This window comes from Pseudomonas songnenensis (assembly GCF_003696315.1).
Lineage (GTDB): Bacteria > Pseudomonadota > Gammaproteobacteria > Pseudomonadales > Pseudomonadaceae > Stutzerimonas > Stutzerimonas songnenensis.
In genome coordinates this window covers 785,683-801,634 of record NZ_RFFN01000002.1, presented here as the reverse complement: position 1 = coordinate 801,634, position 15,952 = coordinate 785,683, and the positions used below count along the sequence as shown (strand labels likewise).

The window sequence follows — 15,952 nt, the reverse complement described above, 5'->3', positions numbered from 1 at the left end:
GCGAGGGCGTCCCGGTCTCAGTCGTCCAGGCGCGGGAACTGATCGGCGATGCGTTCGCCGGTGAACTCGGCGACCCAGCCTTCCGGATTGTTGAACAGGCGAATGGCAATGAAGTGCGGTTCTTCGCCCATGTCGAACCAGTGGCGCGTGCCAGCGGGCACAGTGATCAGGTCATTTTTTTCGCACAGTACGGCGTAGACCATGTCCTCGATATGCAGACTGAACAGTGCGCGCCCGGCAACGAAGAAGCGCACCTCGTCTTCGGCATGGCGGTGTTCGTCGAGGAACTTCGCGCGCAGCTCGTCCTTCTGTGGATGGTCGCGGGTCAGGCTGATCACATCGACCGTGACGTAGCCTCGCTCGGCCATGAGCTTGTCAATCTGCGGCCGGTAGGCGGCGATCACCTCGTCCTGGCTGGCACCGGCGGCGATCGGCGCGCTCGCCTCCCAGCGCTCCAGCTGCACGCCGACCTCGGAGAGGGTCGCGGCGATGTCTTCGGCGTGGGTCAGCACCTTGAGCGGCTGGTCGGGTCGGGTCTCGTGATAGACGCTGAGGACACTCATGTTCGGCTCTCCGAAAAAGTCGTCTGGTCGGTCGCTACCGGCCAGGCAGGAATCTAACTGGGCTGCGGGGCGCGCATTTTCAGTTCGCCCCGAAACGAAATTGGCGACGCGTGGCAGTCAGGCTCGGTGCTCCTGCAAGCGGAAGGCAATGATAACGGCTGCAGCCAATGCCGCCAGGCTGGCGATGGCGAACGACCAGCCCGGCCCGAGGCCGGACCAGGCATAGCCGGCGTAAAGCGCCCCCAGGGCCCCGCCGATGCCGGACAGACTCGCGTACAGCGCCTGACCCTGGCCCTGCTGGCGGTGGCCGAAACTGCGCTGAACAAAGTGGATCGCGGCGGCGTGGAAGCTACCGAAGGTCGCCGCGTGCATCAGCTGCGCGATCAGCAGCACGGCAAGATGATCGGCGAACTGTCCCAGCAGGACCCAGCGCAGCGCGGCGATCAGGAAGCTGGCCAGCAGCACCAGGCGAAGCGAGAAACGCGCCAACAGGCGCGCCATCACCAAAAACAGCAGAATTTCGGCCACTACGCCCAGCGCCCACATCAGTCCGATAAAGCTGCGGCTGTAACCGAGCGCCTCCAGGTGGATGCTGAAGAAGGTGTAGTACGGCCCGTGCGCCAACTGCATCAGCGCCACGCAGGCATAGAACGCCAGCACCCCCGGTCGGCGCAGCTGGGCGAGAAAACCACCCTCCCCGGCCACTTCGGCGCGCTGACGCGGATGGGCATTGGGCACCCAGAGGCTGCTCAGCACGATACCCACCATGACCACGGCCACGGCTGTCGGGTAAAGATCAAGACTCAGCCGCTGGAACAGCAGCCCGAGCCCGACCACCGCGAGGATGAAACCAATGCTGCCCCACAACCGGACCTGGCTGTAGCGCTCGGCCTGCTCATGCAGATGAGCCAGGGTGATGACTTCGAACTGCGGCAGGACGGCGTGCCAGAAAAAGGCATGCAACGCCATCACCATCGCCAGCCAGGCAAAGCTCTTGTCGAAGAAGATCAGACCGAAGGACAGCAAGGTGCACAGGGCACCGAGACGGACGATTTCCAGACGTCGCCCGGTGGCATCGCCCAGCCAGCCCCAGAGATTCGGCGCCAGACAGCGCATCAGCATGGGAATGGCGATCAGCTCGCCGATCCGCTCCGGCGAGAAACCCAGATGATCGAAGTACAGCCCGAGAAACGGCGCCGTGGAGCCGAGCAAGGCGAAGTAGAAAAAATAGAAGCCGGACAGGCGCCAGTACGGCAACGGAGCATTCATGCGCGGCAGGCTTCAGGCCGCAAACGGAGGCGTCGAAGCCAACCGCGTGCGGCTCGCAGCGTGTCGATTGCTGGTCAAAGCTGGCCCAGCACCGGCGTCGTTACCTGCACATCGGCGTTCTGCCCGCGATGACGCAGCAGGTGATCGAGCAGCACGATGGCCATCATCGCTTCGGCGATCGGCGTGGCACGAATGCCGACGCAGGGGTCGTGGCGACCCTTGGTGATGACATCCACCGGCGCGCCGCTGACATCGATCGAGTGCCCCGGTGTGGTGATGCTGGACGTCGGCTTGAGCGCCAGATGAGCGACGATCGGCTGACCACTGGAAATGCCGCCAAGAATGCCGCCGGCATTGTTGGAAAGGAAACCCTGCGGCGTCAGCTCATCGCGATGCTCGGTGCCACGCTGGGCGACCGAGGCGAAACCGGCGCCGATCTCAACGCCCTTGACCGCGTTGATGCTCATCAGCGCATGGGCCAGTTCGGCATCCAGGCGGTCGAAGATCGGCTCGCCAAGTCCCGGCGGCACGCCTTCGGCAACCACGGTGATCTTCGCGCCCACCGAATCCTGATCGCGACGCAGCTGGTCCATGTAGGCCTCCAACTCCGGCACCTTGTCCGGATCGGGGCTGAAGAAAGCGTTCTGCTCGACGCTGTCCCAGGTCTTGAACGGGATCTCGATCGGGCCGAGCTGGCTCATATAGCCGCGCACCTGAATGCCCAGGGTCGCCAGATACTTCTTGGCAATGGCACCGGCCGCCACGCGCATGGCAGTCTCGCGCGCCGAGCTGCGGCCACCGCCGCGGTAGTCGCGCACACCGTACTTGTGGTGATAGGTGTAGTCGGCATGGGCCGGGCGGAACTGGTCCTTGATCGCCGAGTAGTCCTTGGACTTCTGATCGGTGTTGCGGATCAGCAGGCCGATCGGGCAACCCGTGGTCTTGCCTTCGAACACACCGGAAAGGATTTCCACCTCGTCGGCTTCCTGACGCTGAGTGGTGTGCCGGCTGGTACCCGGCTTGCGACGGTCGAGGTCGCGCTGCAGATCTTCCAGCGACAGCTCCAGCCCGGGCGGGCAACCGTCGACGATGGCCACCAGCGCAGGACCATGGCTTTCGCCGGCAGTGGTGACGGTGAACAGCTTGCCGTAGGTATTGCCGGACATGCAGGACGCTCCGCGATCGACCGAAAAACAGGGGCCGAAAGTATACCTGAGGGCGCTGCGGTGTCATCGCCCCTGTTGCCGGCGCATACTGACCTTTGCGCCGATTGCCGCGTCCAACCTGCTCCGTGACCAACGAAGTTCATCCATGCGTGCCCTGCTGATACTGCTGCTACTGACCATGCCCTCTTTCTCACAGGCTCAGACCCTGCTCAATCAGACCTTGAACCTGGATACCGGCAACGGCGTGCTGCAGGGCAGCCTGCTGTTGCCCAGAAGCGAGCGACCGGTGCCGGTGGCGCTGCTGATCGCGGGTTCCGGGCCGACCGACCGCAATGGCAACAACCCGGCCGGGCACAACGACAGCCTCAAGCGGCTGGCCCAGGGCCTGGCGCGACAAGGCGTGGCCAGCCTGCGTTACGACAAGCGCGGCGTGGGCGCCAGCCTGGCAGCTGCACCGAACGAGCGCGACCTCAGCGTCGAGGCCTACGTCAGCGATGCCCTGGCCTGGAGCGCGAAGCTCAAGGGTGATCCGCGTTTCAGCGAGCTGATCCTCGTCGGCCACAGCGAAGGCGCACTGATCGCCAGCCTCGCTGCGCCGAAGTCGGGCGCCGCCGCGCTGATCAGCATTGCTGGCAGCGGCAGGCCGATCGACGAAGTGCTGCGTGAGCAATTGCAGGGCCGCCTGCCTCCGGCACTGCTCGCCACCAGCCAGTTCCTGATTGACCAACTCAAGGCCGGACGCCCCCACGCCGAAGTACCCGAACCCCTGCAGGTGCTGTTCCGCCCCAGCGTGCAGCCTTACCTGATCTCATTGTTCGCTTACGACCCGGCCGAGGCCTTCGCGGCGGTCGATCTTCCGGCACTGATCGTTCAGGGCCGACACGACATCCAGGTGGGTGTCGAGGACGCCGAAGCGCTGCAGCGAGCGAAGCCGGACGCCCAGCTGGCCCTGGTCGACGGCATGAATCACGTGCTGCGCATCGTGCCGGCAAGCGCCGCGCAGCTGGCCTCTTACGATGACCCGAATCTGCCGCTCGCGCGCGGCGTGCTTGAACACATCCAGCACTTTTTGCGCGCTAATGGCATCCTGCCAGCCTCCAGTTAGGCGCCGCGCAGCCGATAGCCCCGTGACGATGGCCCGATATCACTCCGGAACGAGCCGCCGCGCAGGCCAGGAACGCGCAGATGACCGACACCGAGACCGCCCAGAGCACCGACAAAGAACAGCCGGCACCGCCCAAGCATCCGTGGGCGGAGCTCAAGCCTGACCGTTTCCGCTTGCTGCGCCTGGCCCCGTTGCCAACCGAACGCGACGGCGGCGCACGCCCACTGCGCTTTGTCGAACTGGCGCAGCTGGAACGCCATACACCGGAGCAGAGCCTGCTGCGGCTGTTCGTCAACATCCCTGGCCAGGCGCGCTCACGCAAGAACAACGTGTTGGAGGTGTGGGCCGATCACCGCAGCAAAGAGCTGCGCTTCGGGCCGGACTCGGGTCTGCGGCTGGAGCCGGCCAATCGCGGACTCGGCCGTTTTTTGCTGGCACAAGGCGCGGCCTGGGCACAGCGACGCTGGGGACATTATCTGGTCGAGGGCGGAACGCTACCCAAGGATGTGACGAGCGACGACCAGCGCCTGCGCCGTGACCACTGCCTGCGCACCCAAGGGTTCGATATCGACTACCCCAAGGATCAGGCGGCCAAGGCGACCTACGGTGCGCCGCGGGTCAGCGCCCTGCGCCCCGACTGGAACAGCGAGAAGGTACAGGTCGTCGAGCTGCAGGATGCCGCGGCGATGCTGGAGCAGGCCGACCGCAACCTGCAGGCGCAGGAAAACCAGATTCGTGAACTGCAGGAGCGAATCGCCCGCTTCCGCCGTGAGGACGGTGCGCTGCGATTCACCATCGTTTGCCTGATCGCGCTGGCGTTGTTCCAGGCCGGACTGCTGATCTGGATGGCGACGCGCTAATCCGCGACGTTTACCACCAGTGCTCGACCTGCACGCCGAAGTTCGAGCCGTGTTGCGCATTGCCGAACGCACCGCTGTCGGATAACGCCGAGCCCTCGGCCATCAGGTTGGCGGCACGCTGCGCGGCATCGTTCCAGCTGGCGTAGGTGTAATACAGACGGAACTCGGGCCGCGCCCAGAAACCAGGGCCCGCGGGTGACCAGGTCGGCGCGACGGTGAACTTGCTCAGCTTGCGCGTGCCGTCGGTGGCATCGATCTGGTCATGCCCTACTTCGGCGACGAGTTTGAACTGCTCGCTGAACGCATAGACAGGCCGCGCGCCCACCGACCACCAGTCCTGATCGCCACCGTCGGCGCGCTTGTCCTTCTGATAGACCACCTGGAACTGGCCGCCGAAGCGTGGCGTCAGCTGCCAGTCGAAATACTCCACCACGCGCCAGCTCTTGGCACTGTCATCCAGCGTCACGTCGCCGGTATAGCCAAGGCCGGTGCCGGGCCCTTCGCCATACTGCAACGCCAGGGTGTTCTTGCCACCGAGAAAATCGGACTGCACGTGCTGCACCGTCACCGCCCAGCCACTGTTGGCATCGGCCCGGCTGGGTTTGTCGATGTAGCTGAGGCCGAACTCCAGCTCACCGCCGGGATTGCTGTCGAAGCCGCCGACGTTGAAGTCGTGGCGATTGACATAGTCTTTCTGGAACACGCTGTCCTTGCGCGAGAAGGCGTAGCTGTACTTCAGCCCGCCGATCTCCATGTCCTCGACACCGGCGCCGGTGGCGCTCTGGTTCCAGTAGTAGAAATCGGAGATATGGATGTCGTTACGCTTGTAGAAGCGCCGGCCAGCCCAGAAAGAGCCGTTGTTCAGCGCCGGCACCTTGCTCCACTCGGCATAGGCCTGCACCATCCGCGCCCAGCCATGATCACCGGTGAACTTCGGGGTATGGTTGTACTGGTTGTACAGCGCCGCCATGCCTTCCACGCTAAGCACCGAACCATCGGCAAAGGTGTACAGGTCGTGACGAAGGTCCAGCTCGCCGTACTGTTCACATTCGTTACCGAGGCGGTACTTGGTCGGCGCGCCGGGCAGCTGGAAGCACGATTGCGAGTCGCTGTTGACCGACTCACCGACGCCGCTGCGCATGTAGCCGGTGAATTCCAGAGCATGGCCGCTCAATGGCAGGGCCATCGCGGCAACGGCAGTCGCTACGCCCAGGGCTGTTAGGGTTTTTTTCATATCCACTCCGCTTTTGTTGTTATTGATCGCTGGATCGAGTCGAGACGACTCTGTTCATTCCTGTAACCGTCCACTTTCATCGGCCGCCCGCTGGCAAGGCAGGCGGCATTTCACTGCGCAGTGCCCGCTCCGTTGGAAACCAGTCGGGTGACCTTGCTCTCACGCACAGGCTCAGGCTGCACCACCCCCAGCCGCTCGCCGGTCTGGGCATCGAACAGCAGCGCCCTGCGCGGATCGAATTGCAGATTGAGCGTTTCCCCCACCCGCGGCGCCTGATCCGGCGCCAGGCGGCAGCAGGCCTTGACCTGATTCAGCGTGAACACCACCAAGGTGTCTGGCCCGGTGGGTTCCACCACTTCGATGTCGACCGCCAGAGAAAAATCCGCTGATCCTGCTGGAGCCAGGCCGATTTGTTCCGGTCGAATGCCGAGAATGAGTTCACGATCACGCAAGCCGTCGTCACTGGTGATCGGCAACGGCAATTCACAGCTGCCCTGCTCGCTGTTGAGCACCCCCACCCAGCGTCCGTCACGCTGGCGAATGCGCAGCGGTACGAAGTTCATCGGCGGCGAGCCGATGAAGCTGGCGACGAACAGGTTGGCCGGGTTGTTGTAGATCTCGTGGGGCGTGCCGAACTGCTGGATCACGCCATCCTTCATCACCGCAACCTTGTCGCCGAGGGTCATCGCCTCGATCTGATCGTGGGTGACGTAGACGGTGGTGGTCTTCAGCCGCTGGTGCATCAGCTTGATTTCGGTGCGCATCTCCACCCGCAGCTTGGCATCGAGGTTCGACAGCGGCTCGTCGAACAGGTAGATCTTCGGCCGCCGCGCCAGCGCCCGCCCCATGGCCACACGCTGCTGCTGGCCGCCGGAGAGCTGCGACGGCTTGCGCTCGAGCAGCGGCTCGATCTGCAGCAGCTTGGCGACCCGCGCCACCTCCTCCTCGATCTTCGCCGCCGGCACCTTGCGCATCTTCAGGCCGAAGGCGATGTTGTCGCGCACCGTCATGGTCGGATACAGCGCGTAGGACTGGAACACCATGGCGATGTCGCGATCCTTCGGGCTGGCCTGGCTGATGTCCTCGCCGTCGACGAGAATCTCGCCGCCGGTGATGTTCTCCAGCCCGGCGATGCAGTTCATCAGGGTGGATTTACCGCAGCCGGAAGGGCCGACGAGGATGAGGAATTCACCGGCGTCGATCTTCAGCGCGATGTCCTTCAGCGTTGCGATCTGGCTGTTGCCATAACTCTTTTGAACGTTGCGCAGTTCCAGGGAAGCCATCGTTGTTCTCCTCAACCCTTGACGGCGCCGGCAGTCAGCCCGCGCAGGAAATATTTGCCGGCGACCACGTAGACCACCAGTGTGGGCAGGCCGGCGATCATCGCCGCGGCCATGTCGACGTTGTATCGCTTGGCGCCGGTGCTGGTGTTCACCAGGTTGTTCAGCGCCACGGTGACCGGCTGGGTGTCGCCACTGGCGAACACCACGCCGAAGAGGAAGTCGTTCCAGATCTGGGTGAACTGCCAGATCAGGCAGACCATGATGATCGGCACCGACATCGGCAGCAGGATGCGCCCGAAGATGGTGAAGAAGCCGGCACCGTCCAGCCGTGCCGCCCGCACCAGCGCATCCGGCACGCTGACGTAGAAGTTGCGGAAGAACAGCGTGGTGAAGGCCAGACCGTAGACCACGTGCACCAGCACCAGGCCGGTGGTGGTGTTGGCCAGGCCGAGCTTGCCGAGGGTGAAGGACGCCGGTAGCAGGATCACCTGGAACGGCAGGAAGCAGCCGAACAGCAGCAGACCGAAGAACAGCTGCGAGCCACGGAAGCGCCACATCGACAGCACATAGCCATTGAGCGCGCCCAGCGCGGTGGAAATCAGCACGGCGGGGATGACGATCTTCACCGAGTTCCAGAAGTAGCCACCGATACTGTCCCAGGCCGTCAGCCAGCCCATCGCGCTGAACGCTTCAGGCCAGCTCAGCAGGTTGCCGGTGCGGATGTCCTCCGGCGTCTTGAAGCTGGTCAGCAGCATCACGATCAGCGGCACCAGGTAGACGGCGCAGGCCAGCAACAGGGTGGCATGGATGGTCAGGCGCCCGAGGGTCAGGCGCGGTTGCGCGAAGTCAGACATGGCGCTTGTTCCTCAGCTCCGAGTACAGATAAGGCACGATGATCGCCATCACCGCGCCGAGCATCAGCATGGCGCTCGCCGCACCCAGGCCCATCTGGCCGCGGGTGAAGGTGTGGGCGTACATGAACATCGCCGGCAGATCGCTGGAATAACCCGGCCCACCGGCGGTCATCGCCGCCACCAGGTCGAAGCTCTTGATGGCGATATGGGCCAGGATCATCAACGCACTGAAGAACACCGGACGCAGGCTCGGCAGCACGATGCGCAGGTAGATGGTCGGCAGGCTCGCACCATCCACCTGAGCGGCGCGGATGATCGACTGATCGACGCTGCGCAGGCCGGCGAGGAACAGCGCCATGACGAAGCCCGAGGCCTGCCACACCGCCGCGATCACCAGGCAATAGATGACCCGATCCGGATCAACCAGCCAGTCGAAGCGAAAGCCTTCCCAGCCCCAGTCGCGCAGCAGCTTGTCCAGGCCCAGGCCGGGATTGAGCAGCCACTGCCAGGCAGTGCCGGTGACGATCATCGACAGCGCCATGGGGTACAGGTAGATGGTGCGGATCAGCCCTTCGCGACGGATGCGCTGATCCAGCAGTACGGCAAGCACGACGCCGATAAGCAGGCTGATGGCGATGAACAGGCCGCCGAAGACCAGCAGGTTCTGACTGGCGACCCACCAGCGGTCGTTGTCCCACAGGCGCTCGTATTGCTGCAGGCCGACCCACTTGTAGCTGGGCATGAAGCGCGAATTGGTGAACGACAGCAGGAAGGTCCAGCCAATGTAGGCGTAGAAGCCGACCAGCACGATCAGCATGCTCGGCGCCAGCACCAGCTTGGGCAGCCAACGCTGCAGGGCGTCGAGCGGCGAGGCCTTGGCGGGCCTGGCTTGAAGCGCGATGGAGCTCATGGATTTGATCCCTCATGGAAATCCGGGATGTCGTCGCCCGCGGCACAGAGCGAGGTCTGTACCGGGACGAACGTTTCGGGAGCCGGGCGGAAGCGGTCCGCCCTTGGCGTTACTGCACGGCCTTGATCGCCGCCGCCAGCTGCTTGGCCGCCTTTTGCGGGTCGGCCTTGGGGTCGTTGAAGAAGTTGGTGACGACGTCGAACACCGCGCCCTGCACGTAGCTAGAAGCAGCCATGCCATGGGTCAGGCTGGGCTGCAGGCCGCTGCCCTTGGCGGCTTCCTTGAAGTCGGTCATCGACTGCTGGGCGCAGGCATCGAACTCGCTCATGTCCTGGTCCTGGCGAACCGGAATCGAGCCCTTGTTCTGGTTGAAGAAGGTCTGGAACTCAGGCTCCAGTACGGTGCGCGCCAGGTCTTCCTGGGCCTTGCGGTTGTCGTCGTTGCTGAGCTTGAACATCGCCAGGGAGTCGATATTGAAGGCAAAGCTGCCCTGGGTGCCGGGGAACGGCAGGCACTGGTAGTCCTTGCCAGCCACCTTGTTGGCGGCGGTGAACTCGCTCTTGGCCCAGTCGCCCATGATCTGCATGCCGGCCTTGCCATCGATGACCATGCCGGTGGCACGGTTCCACTCCCGGCCAGCGGCGTCGGCGTCGATGTAGTCGCGCAGCTTCTTCAGCGCGGTAAAGGCCTGGACCATCTTGTCGCCGGTCAGGGTGTCGTTATCCAGCTCGACGAAGGCCTTGTGGTAGTCGTCCGGGCCGAGAATGCTCAGTACGAAACCCTCGAACACGGTGCCGTCCTGCCAGGGTTGGCCACCGTGGGCGACCGGAATGAAGCCGACAGCCTTGAGTTTGTCGGCCGCGGCGAAGAACTCATCGAGAGTCTTCGGCGGCGTGGCACCGGCCTTCTCGAACACCTCCGGGTTGATCCACAGCCAGTTGACCCGATGCACGTTGACCGGCACGGCCACATAGGAGCCGTCGTATTGCATGATCTTGCGCACCTGCTCCGGCAGCAGTTCGTCCCAGCGCTCGCTCTTGGCGGTGTCATCGAGATTGGCGAGCAGGCCGAGTTCACCCCACTCCTGGATGTCCGGGCCCTTGATCTGTGCGGCGGACGGGGGGTTGCCGGAAACGGCGCGGGTTTTCAGTACGGTCATGGCAGCCTCGCCACCACCGCCGGCGACGGCGAAGTCCTTCCAGCTGTGGCCTTTCTGCTCGACCAGCTTCTGCAGGGTATCGGCCGCGCGCTTTTCGCCGCCGGAGGTCCACCAGTGCAGAACTTCGACTTCGCCAGCGTGGGCAAGAACAGGCAGGGCAAGGGAAACGGATAGAGCGAGACGATGGAACGCATTCATGGAGGGGCACCTTCTTGTTTTTATCCTGCAAGTCATGGTCGCTTGCGATGGATCGAGTCTATGCGCAGAAAAATGGACACTGGGTAACGAAGGGATGGCCGATGGTCACAAGGCCGTTACAAAGGGACGCGTCAGGTAACGCGGGGTGGACGCAGGACTCAGCGCGGCAGAGTCAGGGTTACCCTCAGCCCTCCCTGCTGCAGATTGCGCATGCTCAGCTCGCCGCCGTGGGCATGGGCGATGTTGCGCGCGATACCCAGGCCCAGCCCGTAGCCCTGCTGCTGCCCCGAGAGCCGCACGTGGGGCTCGAAGACCTGTTCGAGACGCTGTTCCGGCACGCCGGGGCCCTCATCATCGACATGCAACACCAGCGCCGCCTTGCCATCCTCGACATGCAGGTGGGCGCGCTCACCGTACTTCAAGGCGTTATCCAGCAAATTGCCAATGCAGCGCTTGAGCGCCAGCGGTTTGCCCGGATAAGGCGCCGACGCCTGGCCGTCCAGGGTTACCCGAGTGTGGTCACAGGCCTGATACGGCTCGACGATATGCTCGAGCAGCAGATTGAGATCCACTGCCTCGACGTTCTCGTGGATATCGGTGTCCTTCACGCATTGCAACGCACCCTTGACCAGCAATTCCAGTTCGTCGAGGTCACGGGTGAACTTGATCTGCTGGGCTTCATCCTCCAGCAGCTCGACCCGCAGACGCAGCCGCGTGATGGGCGTGCGCAGGTCGTGGGAAATCGCACTGAACAACTGGCCGCGTTCGGTCAGGTAGCGGCTGATGCGCTCGCGCATGTTGTTGAAGGCGCGACTCACCTCGACGATCTCGCTGGCTCCAGCCTCGGTCAGCGGCCGTACCTCGCCGCCTACCGACATCTCCCGCGCCGCCTTGGCCAGGCGCTTCAGCGGCCGGCTCTGCCAGCGCACCAGCAGGCCGATGAACAGCAGCAGGAAGGCGCTGGTCAGCACGATGAACCACAGCTGCTGAATCGGCAGGCCCTCGTCTTCCAGGCTGACGTAGGGTGCCGGCATCAGCGATGCGAGGTAGAGCCATTCCTGCGGGGCGATCTGGATCTGCGTCACTAGCACCGGCGGTGACAGTGGCTCCAGCCCCAGCGCGTAATGCGCCCAGGAGCGCGGCAGTTCGTCGAGCTTGATGCCGCTGTTGAAGATGCGCAGGTCATCCGGGCTGACGAACTCGATGGTCAGATCCACCTGGCCACCAAGCCGTTGACGCAACACCTGCTCGACCTCATGCAGGACGGCCCGCTTGCGCGGCGTTTCCGGAAGAATCTTCATGTCCAGCGGCTTGTCGTTGAGCGAGACGAAGAAGCGCGTGCCGCCCATGCTGCGCAATTGGTCGAGCACCAGCGGGCGGTAGCCCAGCGGCAGGGAACGGAAATAGCTGACGCTGGCCGCCATCGACTGCGCCAGGCTGCGGGCGCTGGTGAGCAGGCCTTCCATCTGGCTGGCGCGCAGTTGTGACAACCAGATCAGGCTCGACAGGCCTTGGGCCAACAACACCGCCAACAGGGTCAATAACAGCATGCGCCCGAGCAGCGAGCGCGGCACCAGCCGCGGGCGCCGCCGCTCAGTGCGCAGATTCATGGTGCGGCGTCACCTGGGTAGCCAACAGATAGCCGCTGCCACGTACGGTACGGATCAATCGCGGCGACTTGCCGGTGTCTCGCAGCCGCTGGCGCAAACGGCTGACCGCCATGTCGACGATGCGCTCCAGCGGCATCACCTCGCGACCACGGGTGGCATTGGCGATGGTGTCGCGGTCGAGGATCTGCTGCGGATGGTCGAGAAACAGCTTGAGCAGGGCGAAATCGGCACCGGAGAGAAAGACTTCCTCGCCGTCGGCATGGAAGAGACGATGGCTGATCATGTCCAGGCGCCACTCGTCGAAGGCCAGCACATCGCTGCCGCGTTCCTGGGCGAAGCTGACCCGCCGCAGCAATGCCTTGATCCGCGCCAGCAGCTCGCGCGGACTGAAGGGCTTGCCCAGGTAATCGTCGGCGCCGAGCTCAAGGCCGATCACCCGGTCCGCCTCGTCGGAGCTCGCCGTCAGCATGATGATCGGCATGGAAGCCAACCGTTCGTGCTGACGAATCCAGCGACAGAGACTGAAGCCGTCCTCGTCGGGCAGCATCACGTCGAGAATCACCAGATCGGCCGGCTCGGCACACAGGGCAGCGCGAAACTCACCGCCGTCCGGCACACCGCGGACCTGAAAGCCCGAGCGGCTGAGATAGGTCTGCAACAGTTCGCGGATTTCCTGATCGTCGTCGACCAGAAGGATGTTCTTACCTGCTTGGCTCACGTCACGTCCCTTTTCTTGTTGTTATGGGGTCACCCGTCGACCCGCCATGTCGCAGCCTAGGCTCCCTCCAACAACGGTTGCAATGCCACGCCCGCGCCTTCGAGGCCCGGATACGGCGCGGTCACCAGCCAGACCGGCAGGCGATCGAAATAGCGGCTCATCTGCCCCTTCTCGCGCAGCGCCTCGCTGAAACCGCTGCGCAGGAAGATCTCGGCGAAACGCGGCACCACGCCACCGACGATGTAAACGCCGCCACGGGCGCCGAGGGTCAGCACGTTATCGCCGACGATACGCCCCAGCCAACGGCAGAACTGCTCCAGCACCGCCGTCGCATAAGCGTCGCCGGCCAGCGCAGCCTTGGTGATACCTGCGGGCGAATCGAACGCCACCTGCTGTTCATCCAGCGCACAGCATGCACGGTACAGGGTCAGCAGCCCCGGCCCGCTGAGCACCGCCTCGGCATTCACATGGCCCTGGGAACGATGCAGATGCGCCCAGATCGCCGCCTCACGCTCGCTGCCGATCGGCAGGCAGATATGTCCGCCCTCTCCGGGCAACGCGCGCCATCCACCGCCGGACAGCGGCAGCAGCCCGGCGACCCCCAACCCGGTGCCGGGCCCTATGACCAGCCTCGGCCGTCCTGGTTCAGGCTCGCCGTCGCAAACCGTGATGCGCTCACCATCGTGCAGCCGCGTCATGCCGAGGGCCATGGCGGTGAAATCGTTGATCAGCAATAGCTCCTTCACGCCCAGCTCGCGGCAGAACGCTTCGCGGCTCAGCTGCCAATGGTTGTTGGTAAAGCGGAAAAGATCACCGCCCACCGGGCCGGCACAGGCCAGGCACACCGCCTCGAGGGTTTCCAGCGGCTGATCGACCTCACTCAGATAGGCGCGAATCGCCAGCTCCGGCCGTGCATGGTCGGCCGTGGGGATCACCCGAATCTGTTCGATGCGCTGGTCGCGCCATAGCGCGAAACGTGCATTGGTACCGCCAATATCTCCAACCAGCGCCGTCTTCACTTCAGCGCCTCCAGACTCTCGGTAAAGGCACTGGCGCCCTGCTCTGCGGTACTGAACGACGCGCGCATGAAGGCAAACAGCTCCCGACCGCAGCCGATGCCCATGTCTTCGGGTCGAATCGCCGGTTCCCGCGCGTCCCACTCGGCGGGATCGACCAACGCCAGCAGCTCTCCGGTTTCGCCGTCGACGCGGAGAATGTCGCCATCGCGCACCCGCGCCAGCGGCCCGCCGTCCAGCGCCTCGGGGCAGACGTGAATGGCTGCCGGCACCTTGCCGGAGGCGCCGGACATGCGCCCATCGGTGACCAGCGCGACCTTGTAACCACGGTCCTGCAGCACACCGAGGAAGGGCGTGAGCTTGTGCAGCTCGGGCATCCCATTGGCTTTCGGCCCCTGGAAACGCACCACGGCAATGAAATCGCGCTCCAGCTCGCCGGCCTTGAATGCAGCGGCCAGCTCGCTCTGGTCGATGAATACCCGCGCCGGCGCCTCGACCACTCGGTGCTCCGGCGCCACGGCAGAAATCTTGGTCACGCCGCGGCCGAGGTTGCCCTCTAGCACGCGCAGCCCGCCCTCCGGCGAGAATGGCCGCTCCGCCGGACGCAGGATGTTTTCATCGAGGCTCTGCGCCGGGCCATCGCGCCAGACCAGCTTGTCACCCTCGAGGAACGGCTCCTGGATGTAGCGCCGAAGACCTTTGCCGACCACGGTGTGCACGTCCTCATGCAACAGCCCGGCGTCGAGCAGCGTGCGCACCATGAACGGTACCCCGCCACAGGCGTGGAAATGGTTCACATCGGCCTGCCCGTTGGGGTAGACCTTGGCCAGGGTCGGCACCACCTCGGAAAGANCACATCGGCCTGCCCGTTGGGGTAGACCTTGGCCAGGGTCGGCACCACCTCGGAAAGATCGGCCATGTCCTGCCAGGTCAGCTGGATGCCAGCGGCGCGGGCGAACGCGGGGATATGCAGGGTGTGGTTGGTCGAACCACCGGTGGCATTGAGCGCGACCACCGAATTGACGATGGATTTCTCGTCGACCACCTGACACAGCGGTGTGTAGTTGCCGGCCTGGTGGGTCAGGCGCGTGACCTGGTGTGCCGCCTCCCGGGTCAGCGCATCGCGCAGGGGCGTGTAAGGGTTGACGAACGAGGAGCCCGGCAGGTGCAGGCCCATGATTTCCATCACCACCTGATTGGTGTTGGCGGTGCCGTAGAAGGTACAGGTGCCGGGGCTGTGATAGGACTTCATCTCCGATTCCAGCAGCTCCTCGCGGCTGGCCTTGCCCTCGGCGTAGCGCTGGCGCACCTCGGCCTTCGCCTTGTTCGGAATCCCCGAGGGCATCGGCCCGCCCGGCACGAAGATCGTCGGCAGATGGCCGAAGCGCAGCGCGCCGATCATCAGGCCGGGGACGATCTTGTCGCAGATGCCGAGCATCAGCGCTGCATCGAACATGTTGTGCGACAGCGCGACCGCCGTGCTCATGGCGATGACTTCGCGGCTGGCGAGGCTCATTTCCATGCCCGCCTCGCCCTGGGTCACGCCATCGCACATCGCCGGCACGCCACCGGCGAACTGGCCGACCGAGCCGATCTCGCGCAGCGCCTGGCGAATCATTTCCGGAAAATGCTCGTAGGGCTGATGCGCCGACAGCATGTCGTTGTACGCGGAAACGATTGCGACGTTTGCCGCGTTCATCAGGCGCAGGCTCTGCTTGTCCTGCGGCGAATTGCAGCCGGCGACACCATGGGCAAAGTTGGCGCATTGCAGCCCGCCTCGCTGAGGGCCCTCGCTGGCAGCGGCGGCCATCATCGCGAGGTAGCGCTCTCGCGTCTTGCGGCTGCGCTCGACCAGGCGCTCGGTGACTTCCAGAACTCGCGGGTGCATGCGTCTCTCCTGCTGCGGAATTTTGTTCTTCGACAACCATAAACCATACGGAGTCGGTTGGCGTTCGGACAGGACGCAAGGCCAATGGTTGCGCACGACGTGCAGCCGGAGCGCTGCGC

General features: G+C 64.4%; 13 protein-coding genes and 1 pseudogene. 2 read left to right on the top strand and 12 right to left on the bottom strand.

The annotated features are described in order from the left end of the window. Positions 1-17 precede the first annotated feature (17 nt). The 3 genes from EA798_RS08185 to aroC all read right to left on the bottom strand — a co-directional run bounded on the left by EA798_RS08185 (position 18) and on the right by aroC (position 2,998). Positions 18-563: a 1,2-dihydroxy-3-keto-5-methylthiopentene dioxygenase gene (locus EA798_RS08185; protein ID WP_106158452.1), complete on the bottom strand. Its 546-nt coding sequence runs from the start codon at positions 561-563 to the stop codon at positions 18-20. 117 nt (positions 564-680) lie between these two features. Continuing rightward, positions 681-1,832 (bottom strand): MFS transporter, encoded by a 1,152-nt coding sequence (locus tag EA798_RS08180; protein ID WP_038659095.1) that lies wholly within the window; start codon positions 1,830-1,832, stop codon positions 681-683. Positions 1,833-1,906: 74 nt separating this feature from the next. Beyond that, positions 1,907-2,998 carry a chorismate synthase gene (gene aroC / locus EA798_RS08175; RefSeq protein WP_106158450.1) on the bottom strand — a complete coding sequence of 364 codons (1,092 nt, stop codon included), beginning with the start codon at positions 2,996-2,998 and terminating at the stop codon, positions 1,907-1,909. A gap of 145 nt (positions 2,999-3,143) precedes the next feature. Here aroC and EA798_RS08170 point away from each other — a divergent pair, with 145 nt between their 5' ends. Both EA798_RS08170 and EA798_RS08165 read left to right on the top strand, forming a co-directional pair. Then, positions 3,144-4,103, top strand: coding sequence for an alpha/beta hydrolase (locus EA798_RS08170; protein WP_122098608.1), 960 nt, complete (start codon positions 3,144-3,146; stop codon positions 4,101-4,103). 80 nt (positions 4,104-4,183) lie between these two features. Then, positions 4,184-4,963, top strand: a complete 780-nt coding sequence (locus EA798_RS08165) for a hypothetical protein (RefSeq protein ID WP_106158448.1) — start codon at positions 4,184-4,186, stop codon at positions 4,961-4,963. Between the two features lie 10 nt (positions 4,964-4,973). On the opposite strand, the gene EA798_RS08160 is transcribed toward EA798_RS08165, so the two are convergent. The 9 genes and pseudogenes from EA798_RS08160 to EA798_RS08120 all read right to left on the bottom strand — a co-directional run bounded on the left by EA798_RS08160 (position 4,974) and on the right by EA798_RS08120 (position 15,833). Continuing rightward, entirely contained in the window at positions 4,974-6,197 is a 1,224-nt protein-coding gene (locus EA798_RS08160) for a maltoporin (protein ID WP_122098607.1), read from the bottom strand. A 110-nt stretch (positions 6,198-6,307) separates the two neighbouring features. Then, positions 6,308-7,480 carry an ABC transporter ATP-binding protein gene (locus EA798_RS08155; RefSeq protein ID WP_122098606.1) on the bottom strand — a complete coding sequence of 391 codons (1,173 nt, stop codon included), beginning with the start codon at positions 7,478-7,480 and terminating at the stop codon, positions 6,308-6,310. 11 nt (positions 7,481-7,491) lie between these two features. Continuing rightward, positions 7,492-8,334, bottom strand: coding sequence for a carbohydrate ABC transporter permease (locus EA798_RS08150; RefSeq protein ID WP_106158445.1), 843 nt, complete (start codon positions 8,332-8,334; stop codon positions 7,492-7,494). Beyond that, positions 8,327-9,244, bottom strand: coding sequence for a carbohydrate ABC transporter permease (locus EA798_RS08145; protein WP_122098605.1), 918 nt, complete (start codon positions 9,242-9,244; stop codon positions 8,327-8,329). The genes EA798_RS08150 and EA798_RS08145 overlap by 8 nt, the downstream gene beginning before the upstream one ends. A gap of 109 nt (positions 9,245-9,353) precedes the next feature. Then, the gene (locus tag EA798_RS08140; protein WP_122098604.1) at positions 9,354-10,601 is read right to left on the bottom strand and encodes an ABC transporter substrate-binding protein; all 1,248 of its coding nucleotides are present in this window, start codon (positions 10,599-10,601) and stop codon (positions 9,354-9,356) included. A gap of 158 nt (positions 10,602-10,759) precedes the next feature. After that, positions 10,760-12,175 (bottom strand): ATP-binding protein, encoded by a 1,416-nt coding sequence (locus tag EA798_RS08135; RefSeq protein WP_167462920.1) that lies wholly within the window; start codon positions 12,173-12,175, stop codon positions 10,760-10,762. A 19-nt stretch (positions 12,176-12,194) separates the two neighbouring features. Then, entirely contained in the window at positions 12,195-12,929 is a 735-nt protein-coding gene (locus EA798_RS08130) for a response regulator (RefSeq protein ID WP_015276738.1), read from the bottom strand. 56 nt (positions 12,930-12,985) lie between these two features. Continuing rightward, positions 12,986-13,948, bottom strand: a complete 963-nt coding sequence (locus EA798_RS08125; RefSeq protein ID WP_122098602.1) for a glucokinase — start codon at positions 13,946-13,948, stop codon at positions 12,986-12,988. Further along, positions 13,945-15,833: pseudogene (locus EA798_RS08120) on the bottom strand (dihydroxy-acid dehydratase domain-containing protein). Before EA798_RS08120 ends, EA798_RS08125 begins: the two are co-directional and overlap by 4 nt. Positions 15,834-15,952: the final 119 nt, after the last annotated feature.

Bases quoted from the DNA above. Each gene is read 5' to 3' on its own strand.
- EA798_RS08155 (WP_122098606.1), bottom strand. From the start codon at position 7,480: ATGGCTTCCCTGGAACTGCGCAACGTTCAAAAGAGTTATGGCAACAGC.
- EA798_RS08165 (WP_106158448.1), top strand. From the start codon at position 4,184: ATGACCGACACCGAGACCGCCCAGAGCACCGACAAAGAACAGCCGGCA.
- EA798_RS08150 (WP_106158445.1), bottom strand. From the start codon at position 8,334: ATGTCTGACTTCGCGCAACCGCGCCTGACCCTCGGGCGCCTGACCATC.
- aroC (WP_106158450.1), bottom strand. From the start codon at position 2,998: ATGTCCGGCAATACCTACGGCAAGCTGTTCACCGTCACCACTGCCGGC.
- EA798_RS08160 (WP_122098607.1), bottom strand. From the start codon at position 6,197: ATGAAAAAAACCCTAACAGCCCTGGGCGTAGCGACTGCCGTTGCCGCG.
- EA798_RS08185 (WP_106158452.1), bottom strand. From the start codon at position 563: ATGAGTGTCCTCAGCGTCTATCACGAGACCCGACCCGACCAGCCGCTC.
- EA798_RS08180 (WP_038659095.1), bottom strand. From the start codon at position 1,832: ATGAATGCTCCGTTGCCGTACTGGCGCCTGTCCGGCTTCTATTTTTTC.
- EA798_RS08170 (WP_122098608.1), top strand. From the start codon at position 3,144: ATGCGTGCCCTGCTGATACTGCTGCTACTGACCATGCCCTCTTTCTCA.
- EA798_RS08140 (WP_122098604.1), bottom strand. From the start codon at position 10,601: ATGAATGCGTTCCATCGTCTCGCTCTATCCGTTTCCCTTGCCCTGCCT.
- EA798_RS08145 (WP_122098605.1), bottom strand. From the start codon at position 9,244: ATGAGCTCCATCGCGCTTCAAGCCAGGCCCGCCAAGGCCTCGCCGCTC.